The organism is Nocardia sp. Marseille-Q1738, from assembly GCF_965283145.1.
Genome location: NZ_CBDIMS010000002.1, coordinates 839,997 through 855,373, shown reverse-complemented (window position 1 = coordinate 855,373; position 15,377 = coordinate 839,997). Strand labels below are relative to the sequence as shown.

14 protein-coding genes are annotated in these 15,377 nt (G+C 70.0%); 3 read left to right on the top strand and 11 right to left on the bottom strand.

All coding sequences use genetic code 11. From position 1 onward, the window contains the following. Positions 1-216: 216 nt before the first annotated feature. Both ACWPXK_RS12330 and ACWPXK_RS12325 read left to right on the top strand, forming a co-directional pair. Positions 217-1,347, top strand: coding sequence for a phosphotransferase family protein (locus ACWPXK_RS12330; protein WP_454196178.1), 1,131 nt, complete (start codon positions 217-219; stop codon positions 1,345-1,347). 1 nt (position 1,348) lies between these two features. Further along, on the top strand, positions 1,349-2,446 hold the full coding sequence (locus ACWPXK_RS12325; RefSeq protein ID WP_454196177.1) for a hypothetical protein: 1,098 nt from the start codon (positions 1,349-1,351) through the stop codon (positions 2,444-2,446). A gap of 359 nt (positions 2,447-2,805) precedes the next feature. On the opposite strand, the gene ACWPXK_RS12320 is transcribed toward ACWPXK_RS12325, so the two are convergent. The 6 genes from ACWPXK_RS12320 to mqo form a co-directional block, all read right to left on the bottom strand. Next, positions 2,806-3,168 carry a cobalamin biosynthesis protein gene (locus tag ACWPXK_RS12320; protein WP_454196176.1) on the bottom strand — a complete coding sequence of 121 codons (363 nt, stop codon included), beginning with the start codon at positions 3,166-3,168 and terminating at the stop codon, positions 2,806-2,808. Further along, positions 3,155-4,951, bottom strand: a complete 1,797-nt coding sequence (locus ACWPXK_RS12315; protein WP_454196175.1) for a cobyrinate a,c-diamide synthase — start codon at positions 4,949-4,951, stop codon at positions 3,155-3,157. The genes ACWPXK_RS12320 and ACWPXK_RS12315 overlap by 14 nt, the downstream gene beginning before the upstream one ends. Before the next feature lie 88 nt (positions 4,952-5,039). Then, positions 5,040-5,654, bottom strand: coding sequence for a cob(I)yrinic acid a,c-diamide adenosyltransferase (gene cobO / locus ACWPXK_RS12310; RefSeq protein WP_454196174.1), 615 nt, complete (start codon positions 5,652-5,654; stop codon positions 5,040-5,042). Between the two features lie 272 nt (positions 5,655-5,926). Further along, positions 5,927-7,894: a magnesium chelatase subunit D family protein gene (locus ACWPXK_RS12305; protein ID WP_454196438.1), complete on the bottom strand. Its 1,968-nt coding sequence runs from the start codon at positions 7,892-7,894 to the stop codon at positions 5,927-5,929. 241 nt (positions 7,895-8,135) lie between these two features. Next, positions 8,136-8,591, bottom strand: coding sequence for a GNAT family N-acetyltransferase (locus ACWPXK_RS12300; protein WP_454196173.1), 456 nt, complete (start codon positions 8,589-8,591; stop codon positions 8,136-8,138). 19 nt (positions 8,592-8,610) lie between these two features. Next, entirely contained in the window at positions 8,611-10,140 is a 1,530-nt protein-coding gene (gene mqo, locus ACWPXK_RS12295; RefSeq protein WP_454196437.1) for a malate dehydrogenase (quinone), read from the bottom strand. 285 nt (positions 10,141-10,425) lie between these two features. Here mqo and ACWPXK_RS12290 point away from each other — a divergent pair, with 285 nt between their 5' ends. Next, positions 10,426-11,517: an alpha/beta hydrolase gene (locus ACWPXK_RS12290; protein WP_454196172.1), complete on the top strand. Its 1,092-nt coding sequence runs from the start codon at positions 10,426-10,428 to the stop codon at positions 11,515-11,517. Here the strand turns inward: ACWPXK_RS12290 and ACWPXK_RS12285 are convergent. The 5 genes from ACWPXK_RS12285 to map form a co-directional block, all read right to left on the bottom strand. After that, positions 11,497-12,060, bottom strand: a complete 564-nt coding sequence (locus ACWPXK_RS12285) for an alpha/beta hydrolase (RefSeq protein ID WP_454196171.1) — start codon at positions 12,058-12,060, stop codon at positions 11,497-11,499. The two genes, ACWPXK_RS12290 and ACWPXK_RS12285, sit on opposite strands and share 21 nt — an antisense overlap. Positions 12,061-12,115: 55 nt before the next feature. Next, positions 12,116-12,508 carry a PIN domain-containing protein gene (locus ACWPXK_RS12280; protein WP_364326198.1) on the bottom strand — a complete coding sequence of 131 codons (393 nt, stop codon included), beginning with the start codon at positions 12,506-12,508 and terminating at the stop codon, positions 12,116-12,118. Then, positions 12,508-12,792, bottom strand: coding sequence for an AbrB/MazE/SpoVT family DNA-binding domain-containing protein (locus ACWPXK_RS12275; protein ID WP_364326196.1), 285 nt, complete (start codon positions 12,790-12,792; stop codon positions 12,508-12,510). Before ACWPXK_RS12275 ends, ACWPXK_RS12280 begins: the two co-directional genes overlap by 1 nt. Positions 12,793-12,885: 93 nt before the next feature. Then, positions 12,886-14,424, bottom strand: a complete 1,539-nt coding sequence (locus tag ACWPXK_RS12270) for a cobyric acid synthase (protein WP_454196170.1) — start codon at positions 14,422-14,424, stop codon at positions 12,886-12,888. A gap of 70 nt (positions 14,425-14,494) precedes the next feature. Further along, positions 14,495-15,358, bottom strand: a complete 864-nt coding sequence (gene map / locus ACWPXK_RS12265) for a type I methionyl aminopeptidase (protein WP_454196169.1) — start codon at positions 15,356-15,358, stop codon at positions 14,495-14,497. Positions 15,359-15,377: the final 19 nt, after the last annotated feature.

Below are 15,377 nucleotides of genomic sequence, written 5' to 3'. Positions count from 1 at the left end.
CGAGCCGAAGGTATCCGAGCGGATGGTCCGATGACCTCAGGGAAATCCCGGAATTCCGCCTACATCTTCCGGCCTACGTGCTGACCCCACCGGCCGATCGCCAACGGTCCGGTCAGCGGGACTCGTGTCCGGTTTCCACCCATGACCCAACTAGAACGCGTTACAGTCGCGTATCCCGGGCCGGTGCACCCGGGCGGCACGTGTCAGGAGGACAAGATGACCGACGATCCGGACCCGGCACAGCGACAGCAGCTGACCGTCAGCGAACGCGACCTGGACACGCTCGCCGAGAATCTGGCCCACTGGCTGCATGGGAAGGCCGGCGCCGACCACCTGCCACGGGTCTCCGGATTGTCGCGTCCGCAGTCCGGCGGCATGTCCAGCACGTCGATTCTGTTCGACGCCGAATGGAGCGCCGGAGGGCGCTCGGAGCGGGGATCGTTCGTCGCGCGGATGGCGCCGGAGGCCGGATCGTTCCCGGTCTTCCAGACCTACGACCTGGCCACGCAGTACCACGTGATGGCGGGCGTGGCCGCGGCCACCGACGTGCCGGTGCCCGAGCTGTGCTGGCTGGAGAACGACGAGAAGCCGCTCAGAACACCGTTCTTCGTGATGCGCCGCGTCGACGGCCGGGTGCCCGCGGACAACCCGCCGTACGTCTTCGTCGGCTGGCTGTTCGACGCCAGCCCCGCCGAGCGGCTCCGGCTCACCCACAACACGGTCGAGGTGATCGCGAAGATCCACGACATCCCCGATCCCGCGACCCGGTTCCCGATGCTGACCGGACCGGGCCAGTCCCTGCGCAGGCACGTCGCGGCGCAGCAGGCGTGGTACCGGTGGGCGCTCGCGGACGACGGCTTCGCGATCCCGCTGATCGATCGGAGTTTCGCGTGGCTCGACGAACACTGGCCCGCCGACCCCGGCCCGGACGTGCTCAGCTGGGGCGACGCCCGTCCGGGCAACATCATCTACCGCGGGTTCGATCCGGTGGCGGTGCTGGACTGGGAGATGGCCGCGCTCGGGCCGCGCGAACTCGACCTGGGCTGGGTGATCTTCATCCACCGGTTCTTCCAGGATCTGGCCACCCGTTTCGGCCAACCCGGTCTGCCCGACTTCCTCCGCCGCGACGACGTGGTGGCGAAATACCGAGCGCTGACCGGGCATACGGTGCGCGACCTCGATTTCTATCTCGTCTACGCCGCATTGCGGCACGCCATTGTGATGGCCAGGGTGAAGCGCCGGATGATCCACTTCGGCGAGGACACCGACACGCCGGATCGCGATGACTACGTCATGCACCGGGCGGGCTTGGAAGCGCTGCTCGACGGAACCTACGAATGGGACTGACATGCCTGTGCCTTTGGACGAATACCCGATCCATCAGACACCGCTCTCGCTGGCCCGGGTGGCCAGCAGCGATCGGAACTTCTACGACCGCAGCTACTTCAACGCCCACGACCGCGACGGCGGCACCCTGCTGATCACCGGGTTCGGCGTGTACCCCAACCTCGGGGTGACCGACGCCTACGCCGCCGTCCGCCGCGGCGACACGCTGCGGGCGGTGCGCTTCTCCGACGCGCTCGGCGACCGCGGCCTCGACCAGCGCGTCGGCGGCTACCGCGTCGAGGTGCTGGAGCCGTTGCGCCGCATCCGGGTGGTCTGCGACCACGACGACCTGGGCTTCGACCTCACCTGGACCGGCGCCTTCCCCGCCGTGCAGGAACAACCGCACCTGATTCTGGCCGGGAACAGGCCGATCATCGACGCGTCCCGGTTCGCGCAGGTCGGCTCGTGGGCAGGGACGCTGCACGTGGACGGCGACGACATCGCGATCGACCCGGCGGTGTGGACCGGAACCAGGGACCGCTCGTGGGGTATCCGCCCGGTCGGCGAGACCGAGCCGCCCGGACGCGCGGCCGCCGAGCCCTCGGGTGGGTTCTGGTGGCTGTACGTGCCACTGCGGTTCGAGGATTTCGCCGTGGTGGTGATCGTGCAGGAAGAGCCGGACGGCAGGCGCACACTCAACGACGCGACCCGGGTCTGGCCGGACGGGCGCACCGAGCAACTCGGCTGGCCGCGCATCGCGATCGAGTACCGTTCCGGCACCAGGCTTCCCGTGGCGGCCCGGTTGGAGCTGACCACGCCGGACGGCAAGCCGCTGGAGATCGAGATCGCGCCGGGCACCGGCGTCCCGCTGCACGTCGGCTGCGGCTACGGCGGCGACCCCGACTGGCAGCACGGTCAGTGGAAGGGCCGCGACTGGACCTCCTCCAGCCGCTACGACCTGACCGACCCGGCCATCGTCGCCCGCACCCCCTACGGTGTCATCGACCACGTCGCCCACGCCCGCTGCGGCGACGCCGAGGGCTGGGGCCTGTTCGAGCACGCCAGCATCGGCCGCCACGACCCCACCGGCTTCGCCGACTGGGGATCCGTGGCACCGTAGCCGCCGCACCGGTCACTCACCGGGCCGAACTCGCGACAGCCCATCGCGTGGCTGCTGGCCGCCCCGCTGCTGGCGACGGGCGGCGCCGATGACGACGCGCAGACCCGCGCGGTCGGCGTCCGATTCGCCGGGGTAGCTCGTAATGGGCGCGGGCGACGCCGCGGACGATCAGCATGCCTTCGGCTGGTGCGGGCGTGCCGGAAGCGCCGCGCTGTAGAGCAATTCCACGAGTTCGGCCGGATGTCGTCGGGGGTGGCTGTCACCGGCCCGCTCGTTGCAACGCGCACTGGCCGAAGCGTGCGTCTCACCATGGACGGCTCGGCTCGTCGACAGGGCCGCGGTGCCGGACGAAGCGACGCTCAGCGCGCGGCGGCCGCCGCGATCACGACCCCGTTGATCGTCGTCTTCGAGATCAGCAGCGGACCGCGTCCGGCCAGTAGGGCGGAGGCTTCCGCGACGCTCGCGGTACCGAGCGCGCTCGCGGTGCGTGCGGACGGATTCGGCACGCGGACTCCGGCGAGTTCGGCCGCGGTGTAGGAACGAACGGGCACGCCCAAGGCCGCGGCAGCGGCTTGCAAGCCGGGTTCGGTGGCGCGCCGATCGATGGTCGCCAAGCAGGCGATGACGTCGTCGCCCAGCACTTCTCGCAATGCCGCGCGAATTCTGGCCTCGGCGGTGCCCGGACGCATACCGACGCCGACGGCCAGGTCAGGTCGTGACACGAGCTCTGGCGTAGGCCGCTGCCGCCGCGACGAAACGGCGTACCGCGTCCGGGTTTCCGGCTGGATGGGTGTGCAGGTAGGACGCGTGCACACTGCCGACGAGCGCGCCGTCGCGTACCCGTTCGCCCTGGCTGCCGTGCCAGCCCCACGCGGGCGTGGCCGAAGGGGGCGACACCAGGCGGGTTCGATGGAACTCGTGCCCGCGCACCCGTTCACCTGCCCGCCACAGCGGCGAGTCGCCGAGCGCCACGGCATCTCGGTAGCCGAGCGTCAGGCGCGGCCCGAACTCGGCGTCGGCGTCGATCACCCCCGCCATCGGATGGCCGTCGAGCGAGCGCGTCAGGTACAGCAGCCCGGCGCATTCCGCGTGTACCGGCATCCCGCGCCGCGCGGCCTCGGCCACCGCCCGCAACAGCGGGACGTTCGATGCCAGCTCCGCCGCATGTTCCTCCGGGAACCCGCCGGGCAACACCAAACCCGCCGTAGCGGCGGGCAATTCGTCATGCAGCGGATCGAATACGGCCACCCGCGCCCCCGCCGCAGTCAGCAATTCCCGATGCTCGGCATACCCGAACGTGAATGCCGCCCCACCCGCGACGGCGATCAGCGGTCCCTCCGGGTCTGCGATGGCACCTGCATCGAGAGCGCTCCCGGCAGCTGCCCGCGAGTCACCGCCGCGATCCAGCGGCCGCTCGGCACGCCCCTGCGCAGCACCACCACGACCGAGGGCTGCCTCGGCATGCGCCCGCGAGCCACCACCAAGAAGCGCGTCGTCGGAGGCCCCCGAGTCACCGCCACGTTCGAGCGGCCGCTCGGCATGCGCTTGCGCAGCAGTACCACGACCGAGGGCTGCCTGGGCATGCGCCCGCGAGCCACCACCAAGAAGCGCGTCGTCGGAGGCCCCCGAGTCACCGCCACGTTCGAGCGGCCGCTCGGCATGCGCTTGCGCAGCACCACCACGACCGAGGGCTGCCTGGGCATGCGCCCGCGAGTCGCGACCACCGAAGGTTGCCTCAGCGGATGCCAGCGGATCGACATCGCTATCGCGCAGGGCGGCGGCGGGATCCCAGGTCGGTCCGGTGACCGACGAGCGCGCCAGCGCCGCGATCGCGTGCAGGTCGACATGGGCGGCCACGAGATCCGTCATCGCCGCCACCGCCGCCGTCGCGGCGGCGCCGTGTTCCACGGCGGGAATCAGGCCGAGATGCCGGGATGGAACCTCCAATTCGGCCATCCGCGGCAGCGATCCGAGCACCGGCAGGCCGACCCGGTCGCAGGCCGCGCGCAATACCTGGTCGTGCCGTTCGCTACCGACCCGGTTCAGGATCACCCCGCCGAGCCGGACACCGCTGTCGAAGGTGGCGAACCCGTGCAGCAGGGCCGCCAGGCTCTGGCTGTGCCCGCGAGCGTCGACCACCAGCACCACCGGCGCGCCGAGCAGGCTCGCGACCTGCGCCGTCGACCCCTCCGCCACCGGGCCCGAATGCCGCTCGTCGATCCGCCCGTCGAACAGCCCCATCACACCCTCGACAACCGCCAGGTCGCACCCCCGCGCACCATGCCGATACAACGGCACAACACGTTCCGCCCCGACCAGCACCGGGTCCAGATTTCTCCCTGGCCGCCCCGCCGCCAACCCGTGATACCCAGGATCGATGTAATCAGGCCCGACCTTGAACGGCGCAACCCGATGACCAACCCGCCGCAACGCCCCCACCAACCCGGTAGCGACCGTCGTCTTCCCACTCCCCGACGCCGGAGCCGCCACCACCACAGCCCTCATCCCGCACCCCGCATGTCGAGTGGCACACCATCGTGCGGGCATCTCGCGATACACCGCAGCGATGTGCCACTCGCGATCCGGAACAGAGTCACCATTCGATGCCTCGTTGGCCTTTGCGGCCCGCGTCCATGGGGTGTTTGAGCTTGGTCATCTCGGTGACGAGGTCGGCGGCTTCGATCAGGGCGGCCGGAGCGTCACGGCCGGTGATGACGACATGTTGGTTGCCGGGACGGTTGATCAGGGTGTCGACCACTTCGGTCGGGTCCACCCAACCCCACTTCAGCGGATAGGTGAATTCGTCGAGGACATAGAAGCGGTGCTGCTCGGCCTTCAGGCGCCGGGCGATTTCCTGCCAGCCGGCCAGCGCGGCAGCGGCGTGGTCCTCCTCGGTGCCCTGTTTGCGCGTCCAGGACCAGCCTTCGCCCATCTTGTGCCACTCGACCGGCGCGCCCGCGCCGGTCTGCTCGTGCAGCGTGCCGAGGGCGCGGAAAGCCGCCTCTTCGCCCACCTTCCATTTGGCGCTCTTCACGAATTGGAACACCGCGACGTCGAAGCCCTGGTTCCAGGCCCGCAGCGCCATCCCGAACGCGGCCGTCGACTTACCCTTGCCCGGCCCGGTATGCACCGCGAGCACCGGCTGATTGCGCCGCTGCCGCGTGGTCAGCCCGTCCTCTGGAACGGTCTCCGGAACACCCTTGGGCATCGAAATCTCCTTGCTGTTCTCGGCTCACTCCGAAACGGTTCCGGGCCTTCGCGCCGCGCCGACGTCCGCCAGCGCGGCCGGATCATGCACGGAAGTCCCACACATCCGGCCCGCCCACAGTCGGCCGACCGGAGAAATCGCCAAACGCGTTCGCACACCAAGCATTCCGCGTCGACCGGCTCGTCTCGCGCCACCACCGACCAGCCGATCCGACCGCGTCGTCAACCCCGCGGCGGCCGAATGCCCTGCGTGCGAGGGCATAGTTCCGCTGCTCAAGCGGCCCGCACCGAGGCACCGCGCACGCTGCCCGAGCCCGCGCGGACGATATCGGCCACCGAATCTCCGGTCAGCTCGGCCAGTCTCAGATATCCGCCGCGCAGATCGCGCGCGAGGTCCGCGGCGAGACCGAGGCGGATCATGCCGCGCTCGCAGTCGACGACGATGGACGTGACCGCGTCCTTCGCCAGCAAAGACGCGGCGGCGCGGGCGCGTGGAACGGGATCGGCGCCGCCGGTCGCGCGGCCGTCGGTCAGCAGCACCAGCATCGGCCTGCGGCGCGGGTCGCGCACGCGCTCGCGCCGCACCACCTCGCGCGCCTTCAGCAGGCCCGCCGCGAGCGGAGTCTTCCCGCCGGTGCGCATCCCGGACAACCGCCGCACCGCGATGTCGACCGACGAGGTCGGCGGCAACACGAGTTCGGCGTCCGCGCCGCGCACGGTGACGACGGCGACCTTGTCGCGGCGCTGGTAGGCGTCCCGCAGCAGCGTGACCACCGCGCCGGTGACGGCCGACAGCCGGTCCCGTGCGGCCATGGAGCCGGACGCGTCGACCACGAAGACGATCAGATTGCCTTCTCGCCCCTCGCGATACGCGCCGCGTAGGTCGTCGGCGGCCAACCGCAACGGGCCCCCGTTACGTCCGCGGGACCGTTGATGCGGTGCGGCGGCGAACACCGTGCCGAGCAGATGCAGCCCCGAGGAGGGCTCGATGCTGGAACGTACGACGCGCCCGTGCCGTGACTCGGCGCGCGACCGTCTACCCGGCGCACCCTCACCGACGCCCGGCACCTCCCAGCGCGGCGGCCGCGCGGGCGCGGAAACCGGTGCGCCACTGCGTCCTTCGCCCGATCCGCCGCCCGGCCCGTCCGGCGGCGAAGGATCCTCCGGCCCGCCGTCGGGTTCGTCGCCGGAAACACCGTCCGGTTCCGCACCCTGTGGCGCTGATTCTTCGGTCTGCGTAGGCGACTGCTCCTCGCGCCGCGCCTCGGCCGCGGCGTCGCGCATGGCGTCGTCGAGCTGCTGTTCGCTGATGCCCGGCTCGTCGAACGGATCACGCCTGCGCCGGTGCGGCAGCGCCAGTTCGGCGGCGACGCGCACGTCGTCCTCGGTCACCGTGTCGCCGCCGCGCCAGGCGGCATGCGCGGTCGCGGTCCGGGCGACGACCAGATCGGCGCGCATCCCGTCGACATCGAACGCGGCGCACAGCGCGGCGATCCGGCGCAACTCCACATCGTCGAGCACCACCAGGCCGACCCGGTCCCTGGCGGCGAGGATCCGCTCGGCCACCGCGCGATCATCCTCGGCGTACCGCGCCGCGAATCCCGCCGGATCGGCCTCGTAGTCCAGCCTCCGGCGCACCACCGCCATCCGCACGTCCACATCTCGGGAAGCGGCCACGTCCACGGTCAGCCCGAACCGGTCCAGCAGCTGCGGGCGCAGCTCGCCTTCTTCCGGGTTCATCGTGCCGACCAGCACGAAACGCGCCGGATGCGAATGCGAGACGCCGTCGCGTTCGATGTGCACCCGGCCCATCGCCGCCGCGTCGAGCAGCACGTCCACCAGATGGTCGTGCAGCAGGTTGACCTCGTCGACGTAGAGCACACCGTGGTGCGCGGCGGCCAGCAGGCCGGGACGGAACGCCTGCTCCCCGTCGCGCAGAACACGCTCCAGGTCGAGGGAACCGACCACGCGGTCCTCGGTCGCGCCCACCGGCAGCTCCACCAGCCGGGCGGGTCGCGCCCCCGTCTCGTCCACGACCGGCGGCAACAACTGGGCCAGCGCACGCACCACGGTCGACTTGGCGGTGCCCTTCTCGCCGCGAACCAGCACGCCGCCGATGCCGGGATGCACCGCGCACAGGATCAGCGCCAGTTGCAGCCGTTCTTGTCCGACTACGGCCGAGAAGGGAAACCCGGCCTCACCGTCCGAACCCGGACGCGTTCGGGCGTGCTGATCGGACACAGGCGCGGTTTCGGCATGGGACACGGACACGCCCCAACTCTAGGCACGCCGCGCCAGTTGCCGATCGTCGCCCTCCATCCGCACCGAACCCGCACCCCTCGCCCGAATACCGTGGAGACGAGTCTTCCGAACAACGTTCGCGGCCAGGATCAGTTCCCTCCGCCGCGCCGAGCGAGGCCGTAAACGCCCGCACCCGCCCCGGAACGCCCGGAGCGGGTGCGAATGGCGGTACGGGGGCTACCTACTCCCCACCCCTGCGCATCGGCACGTGCGCGATGCCGTCCTCGTCGAACTCCTCGCCGTCGACCTTGAAACCGTGCTTGGTGTACAGGTCGACCAGGTAGCTCTGCGCGGACAACCGCACCGTCGCCGAACCGACCTCGGCCAGCGCCGCCTGCAGCAGCCGGGTGGTGTAGCCGTGCCCGCGCGCGGGCGCCGCGGTGCAGAGCCTGCCGATGCGGAAGCTCTTCACCCCGTCCTGGTGCTCCTCGCACAGGCGCAGCGTCGCGATCACCTCGCCCTCGTCATCGAGCCAGAAATGCCTGGTCTCGGGCAGCAGGTCATGCCCGTCCAGTTCCGGGTAGGCGCATTTCTGTTCGACGACGAAGACTTCGACGCGCAGTTTCAACAGCTGGTAGAGCGTCGCGGTATCCAGATCCTGCGCCCATGACCGTTTGAGAGCAACCGTTGACATCATCGCGCCTTGCTATCACAACCTAGGCGTTCGCCGCGACCCCCGCGTGCCTCGGCGTGTTGTCGCCACCGCCGACGAGGTTGAGCGCCTTGGAGGTCCAATCCCACACTTCGTGGAACAGCGCCGGGTTGTCCGAAAGCTTCACGCCCAGCGACGGCACCATTTCCTTCAGCTTCGGCGTCCACTCGGCGTACTCCCGCGGGAAGCAGCGCTGCAAGACGTCGAGCATGGCGGTGACGCAGGTCGATGCGCCCGGCGAAGCGCCGAGCAGACCGGCGATGGTGCCGTCCTGCGCGGCGATCACGGCGGTGCCGAACTCGAGCACGCCGCCGACGCCCTTGCGCCGGATCACCTGCACGCGCTGGCCCGCGGTGATCAGCTCCCAGTCCCTGGCCTCGGCGCGCGGGATGAACTCCGACAGCGTGATCACCTTGCCCGCCTCGGACTTCAGCAGCTCGCTGACCAGGTACTTGGTCAGGCCCAGCTCGGTGACGCCGACGCCGAGCAGGGAGAAGATGTTGTTCGGCCGCACCGACTTGAACAGGTCGGTGTTCTTGCCGTCCTTGAGGAACTTCGGCGTCCAGCCCGCGTAGGGCCCGAACAGCAGGCCCGGCCGGCCCTTGATCACGCGAGTGTCCAAGTGCGGCACCGACATCGGCGGCGCGCCTACCGCGGCCTTGCCGTAGACCTTGGCCTCGTGCTGGCGGATCAGCGCCGGGTTGACGCAGCGGAAGAACTGGCCACTGACCGGGAATCCGCCGAATCCCTTGGCCTCCTTGATGTTCGCCTTCTGCAGCAGCGGCAGCGCGCCGCCGCCCGCGCCGACGAACACAAATTTGCTGATCAGAGTGCGGGTTTCGCGGGTGCGGACGTTGCGGACCGTGACCAGCCAGGATCCGTCGGACCGCTTGGACAGGTCACGCACCTCGTGGCCGAAGGCCAAGTCGGCGCCGGTGGCGCCGAGGTAGGCGAGCAACTCCTGGGTGAGCGAGCCGAAGTCGATGTCGGTGCCGCCGTCGGTCCAGTTCAGCGCGATCGGCTCGGAGAAGTCCCGGCCGCGGGTCATCAGCGGCAGACGCCGGGCGAACTCGTCGGGGCGGTCGATGTATTCCATGCCCTCGAACAGCGGGTGCGGCGCCAGCGCCTCGTACCGCTTGCGCAGGTACTGCACGTTGTCGGCGCCGTGCACGAAGCTGACGTGCGGGATCGGGTTGATGAAGGCAGACGGATCGCCGAGGATGCCGTTCTCCACGCCGTAGGACCAGAACTGGCGCGAGACCTGGAAGCGCTCGTTGATGTCGACGGCCTTGGTGATGTCCACCGAACCGTCGGGGTTCTGCGGGCTGTAGTTCAGCTCACACAGGGCGGAGTGTCCGGTGCCCGCGTTGTTCCACGGGTCGCTGCTCTCCGCGGCGGCGGCGTCGAGCCGCTCGAACAGGGAGATCGACCAGTCCGGCTGCAGCTGCCGCAGCAGCGCGCCGAGAGTGGCACTCATGATGCCGGCACCGATGAGTACTACATCGGTCTTTTCAGTCAGGGCAGCGTTCGGCACGGGTAGATCGACTTCCTTGTCCTTCTGCGCGGGCCCACCGGGCGGGTGGACCTGCCTGGGCACGGTGTGTGGTTGTCACTCGGGTCCGGCTCCGCCGTTCCCGAACAGCATGGCGGGAGTCAGGTTACCCGCCGTTCACCTAGGCCCAATTGTGCACCTCACCACCCCCGCGCCACGCGACCAGCCTGCCGAATGTGCGGAATGCGACAGAGATCGTCGTCACTTCGGCGGCAGGGAGACCGCGACGGTCTGTCGGCTCGTGCCGCTGTCCAATACATTGGTCGCGTGACGAACGAACAGTCGCTCGCCGGGCCGGGCGGCACCTCTCCGGATGGCGTCCGCGACACCGCTGCCGACGGTGGCTGGCGCCCCGACGTCCTAGGTCCGCACTACCAGCAGCGCACGCTGCCGCTTGGCCCCGATCCCGACGGCGAAGGCGACGTGGTCGCCACGCTGGTGCGCTATGTGCCTTCCGGCGCCGTCGAGCAGACCGCGGGCGCGGTGCTCTACGTCCACGGATTCACCGACTACTTCTTTCAGGAGCACCTCGCCGAGCACTTCGCCGCGCGCGGGTTCCAGTTCTACGCGCTCGATCTGCGTAAGTGCGGCCGCTCGCTGCGGGAAGGGCACACGCCGCACTATGTGACGGATCTCGCTTTCTACGACCGGGAACTGGACGAGTCGCTGCGGATCGTGCAGGCCGAGACCGGTGCGCCGGTGGTCGTCAACGCGCATTCCACCGGCGGCCTGGTCGCGTCGCTGTGGCTGGACCGGCTCAACCGCGCCCGGGGAACGGCCGCCGCCGGGATCACCGGTCTGGTGCTCAACAGCCCGTGGTTCGACCTGCAAGGGCCTGCGTACTACCGGACCATCGGAACGCGGGTCATCAAGGCCGTGGGGCGGTTCCGGAAGATGGTCGAACTCCCCGGGGGCAAGATCAGCACCTACGGCGACAGCCTGCACCGGTCGGTGTCCGGCGAGTGGGACTACAACCTGGACTGGAAGCCATTGGAGGGCTTCCCGGTTCGGCTCGGATGGTTGCGCGCGATCCGCAACGGACACGCGCGGCTGCACGAGGGCCTCGATATCGGCGTGCCGTCGCTGATCCTGCGCTCCAGGATGACCAAGTTCGCCCGGCGGTACGGTCCCGCGGTGGACGTGGCCGACGCGGTGCTCGACGTCAAGCAGATCCAGCGCTGGTCGGGCTGCCTGGGCGACCGCACCAACATGGTGCCGATCGACGGCGCCAAGCACGACGTGTTCCTGTCCGGCCCCGAGGCGCTGGCTCAGGCGTTCGCCGAGCTGGACAGCTGGCTGGATTGGCTGGCGGGCTACCAGGCCGCGGTCCGGGAGCAGTCACCAGAGGCTGGTGCGTAGCACGATCTCGGTGGCCAGCTCGTGGTCGGCTTCGGTGGCCACGTTGGTGACGTCCACCTCGATCACCCGGAACTCGCCGTAGACCAACCGCCCGGACGCGTCGGCCACCGAGCGCGGCAGGTTCTTGGTGACCAGCAGCGTGGTCGGCACCTCCACCGGACCGGTGGTCGCGTCCAGCACCGCGCCCTCGGCGCCTGGAGCGGCCGGATGGCCCCGGTCGGCGACGACCAGGCTCTGGAACCGGCCGAAGCCGCGAGCGCACGCCTGCCAGGCCAGCACGGCGCCCGCACCGCGTCCGGCGACGTTCACCCACGGCAGCCCGAGCTCGTCCAGGATCGCGGTCACACCGGCCGCGTTCAGGCCATCGATCGACTCCACTGCGAAGGTGCGCAGGTCCGACGTGTGCAAGCGGGCGCATACCTGGTCGTAGACGTCCGCCGGATCACCCGCGTCGGGCAGCAGCAGCACGCTGTGCCGGGACTGCGGCCCATCGATCCGCACGGTCCACGCCCGGTCACCGACCGTGATCTGCCGTGATTCCATGCCGGATCACGCTACACGGATGGCCGGGGCGCAGGGGCGAGTGTGCGGGCGGCAGTCAGGCGAGCAGGCGCATTCCGGCCTGCTCACCTGCGTTGTGGTCGAAGGTGACGGTCAGCTCACACCCCGCCTCCTGGCCGAGCTGCTGGATCAGCGCGTCGGCGAAGTCCGCGCCGTCGGCGGCCCGGCGCAGCGCCTGCCGCACCGTGTCGGCGCGCTCCACCACGATCTCGCTGGAATCGAGCAGGCCCAGCAGCACGTCGGTGACGGCTTCGGGGTCCTGTTTGTAGCCGCGGCGCAGCACCCAGTGGATCTCGGCGAGCACGATCATCGTGACGTAGCCGGGCCTGCTCTCACTGAGCCCGTCGATCACCTGGTTGGCCCGGGCGGACTGCTCCGGGTCGTCCTGGGTGAGGTAGCGGATGAGCACGTTCGCGTCCAGACCGATCATCACCGCTTGCCCTCCACGACGTTGCCCGCGATCGCCTCGTTCATCTCGGCGAGGCCGATGGGTGAGCCGGACCAGCCGACGATGCCCTTCAGCGCCTTGATCGTGCGCGTCTCGGGCACCAGCTCGTAGGTGCCGGTCGGGGTGGGCACGAAGGCGACCCGCACACCGGCACGCAGCCCCATCGCGACGCGCACGTCGATCGGGATGGTGATCTGCCCCTTGCTGGTCACGGTCGCCGACACCACGCTTCCCCCTCGGCTGTTGGGCTTCTTGTCCGTCGCCATATCCCTCACCCGACCGTGATCCTTCGCTGCGATCGGCCCGCCTTACCTGGGGCCGGATTCCTTACTGCAAGGTAAGGCGCCGGGTCGGCGGCGTCAACCGATACGGTCACCAGCGAGAACAGCGTCGGTGGACAAGATCGGCAGATCAGCGGGTGCGCCATCGGTGAGGAGGCGCTCGATCGCCGCGACGTCGAGATGGTCTTCGACCAACCCGGCCACGAGATCGAGCTGCGCGGCCCGCACGGCGGCCACCGAAACATCCTCGGCCACAACGAAACCCGAACGCCGCGCGGCCGCCGCGACCGTGCGCAGCCAATTGCGCCGCAATTCGTCCGACTCCAGCAGCCCGTGCAGATGGGTGCCCCACACCGCCCCGCGCACGCTGCCCTCCGGCTCGCCGTCGACCGTGAGCCACGGCGGGTCGCCGCGGCGCGTCACGCGGCCGTGGTGGATCTCGTAGCCCCGCACGGGGATTCCGCCGACATGTCCAACGCTTCGGCGCAAGACCTTCGGCTCGGCGAATTCGATGCTGAGATCGAGCAACCCGAGCCCGTCCACCTCGCCGTCGCCGGACTCCACCCGGTCGAGGATGCGGGTACCGAGCATCTGGTACCCGCCGCAGATCCCCAGGATCGGACCGCCCGCGGCGGCGCGTGCGCGCAGCGCCTCGGCGATACCGGTGCGCCGCAACCACCCCAGATCCGACACCGTCGCCTTGCTGCCCGGCACGATCACCAGATCCGCGCCCGCGAGCCGGGACGGCTCGCTCACCCAGCGCACCGCGACGCCCGGTTCGCAGGCCAGCGCCTCGATGTCGGTGGAGTTGGAGATGCGCGGCAGCCGGATCGCGGCGACGGTCAGCCATTCGGCGCCCATCGGCGGTCGCGGACGGCCCACCGGCGCGTCGGCGAGCGTGCCGAGCGAGTCCTCGGCGTCGATCCAGAGGTCCTCGGCGTACGGGAGCACCCCGAGGGTGGGGCGGCCGGTGAGCTCGGTGAGGCGCTCGAGACCGGGCCGCAGCAGCTCCCGCGCGCCGCGGAACTTGTTGACGACGAAGCCCGAGATCAATTGCTGGTCTTCGGGCTCGAGGATCGCGAGGGTGCCGAACAGGTGGGCCAGCACGCCGCCGCGATCGATGTCGCCGACGAGCAGCACCGGCAGCCGCGCGGCGCGCGCGAGGCCCATGTTCGCCAGATCCGTCGCGCGCAGGTTGATCTCGGCGGGCGATCCGGCGCCCTCGCAGATCACCACGTCGAATTCGGCGCGCAGCGCGGCGAGTTCGGCGGCAACGACGGCACGCAGTTCCCGTCGGTGCCGGAAGTAGTCCTCGGCTCCGACCGTGCCGACAGCCCTACCCCGCACCACGAGCTGCGAACGCCGATCACTGCCGGGCTTGAGCAGGACCGGATTGAATCGGACGCTCGGTTCCAGCCCGCATGCCTGCGCCTGCAACGCCTGCGCCCGGCCGATCTCCCCGCCGTCGAGCGTGACGACGGAATTGTTGGACATGTTCTGCGCCTTGAACGGCGCGACACGCACACCACGCCGGGCCAGCATCCGGCAGATCCCGGCCACCACGACGCTCTTACCCGCGTCGGAGGTCGTGCCCGCGACCAGCAGCGCGCCCTTCATCGCACCCCACCGGGCCCGATCGCCCAAGCCGCCGAATGCCGTAGCAGGACCACCCCGACCAGGCCGCGGGTCACGGCAGGGTCAGGATCTCGGCCCCCGACTCGGTCACGACCAGGGTGTGCTCGAACTGCGCGGTCCACTTACGGTCCTTGGTGACGACGGTCCAGCCGTCGTCCCAGATCTCGTAATCGATCCCGCCCAGGTTGATCATCGGCTCGATGGTGAACGTCATGCCCGGTTCGATGACGGTCTCCACCGCGGGCTGGTCGTAGTGCAGGACGACCAAGCCGCTGTGGAAAGTGGGGCCGACGCCGTGGCCGGTGAAGTCGCGCACCACGCCGTAGCCGAAGCGGTTGGCGTAGGACTCGATGACCCGCCCGATCACGTTGAGCGCGCGGCCCGGCCGGACCGCCTTGATGGCCCGCATGGTGGCCTCCTCGGTCCGCTCGACGAGCAGGCGCACCTCCTCGTCGACCGCACCGGCCAGGAAGGTCTTGTTGGTGTCGCCGTGCACGCCGTGGATATAGGCCGTGACGTCGATATTGACGATGTCGCCGTCCTCGATCACGGTGGAGTCCGGGATACCGTGGCAGATCACCTCGTTCAGCGAGGTGCAGCAGGATTTCGGAAATCCCTTGTAGCCCAGGGTCGACGGATACGCGCCGTGGTCGCACAGGTACTCGTGCGCGATGCGGTCCAGTTCATCGGTGGTGACGCCCGGCGCGACCGCCTTGCCCGCCTCCTCCAGGGCCTGCGCGGCGATCTTGCCGGCGATCCGCATCTGCTCGATCGTCTCCGCGGTCTGCACCCAGGGCTCACGCCCCTCGTTGGCGGTCTTCTTCCACGCGTACTCCGGGCGCTCGATGGCGTGCGGGACTTCACGGGTGGGCGACAGCGTGCCGGGGATGAGCGGCTTGCGGGTGCGGACAGACATAGCGAACAGCGTAATCGGA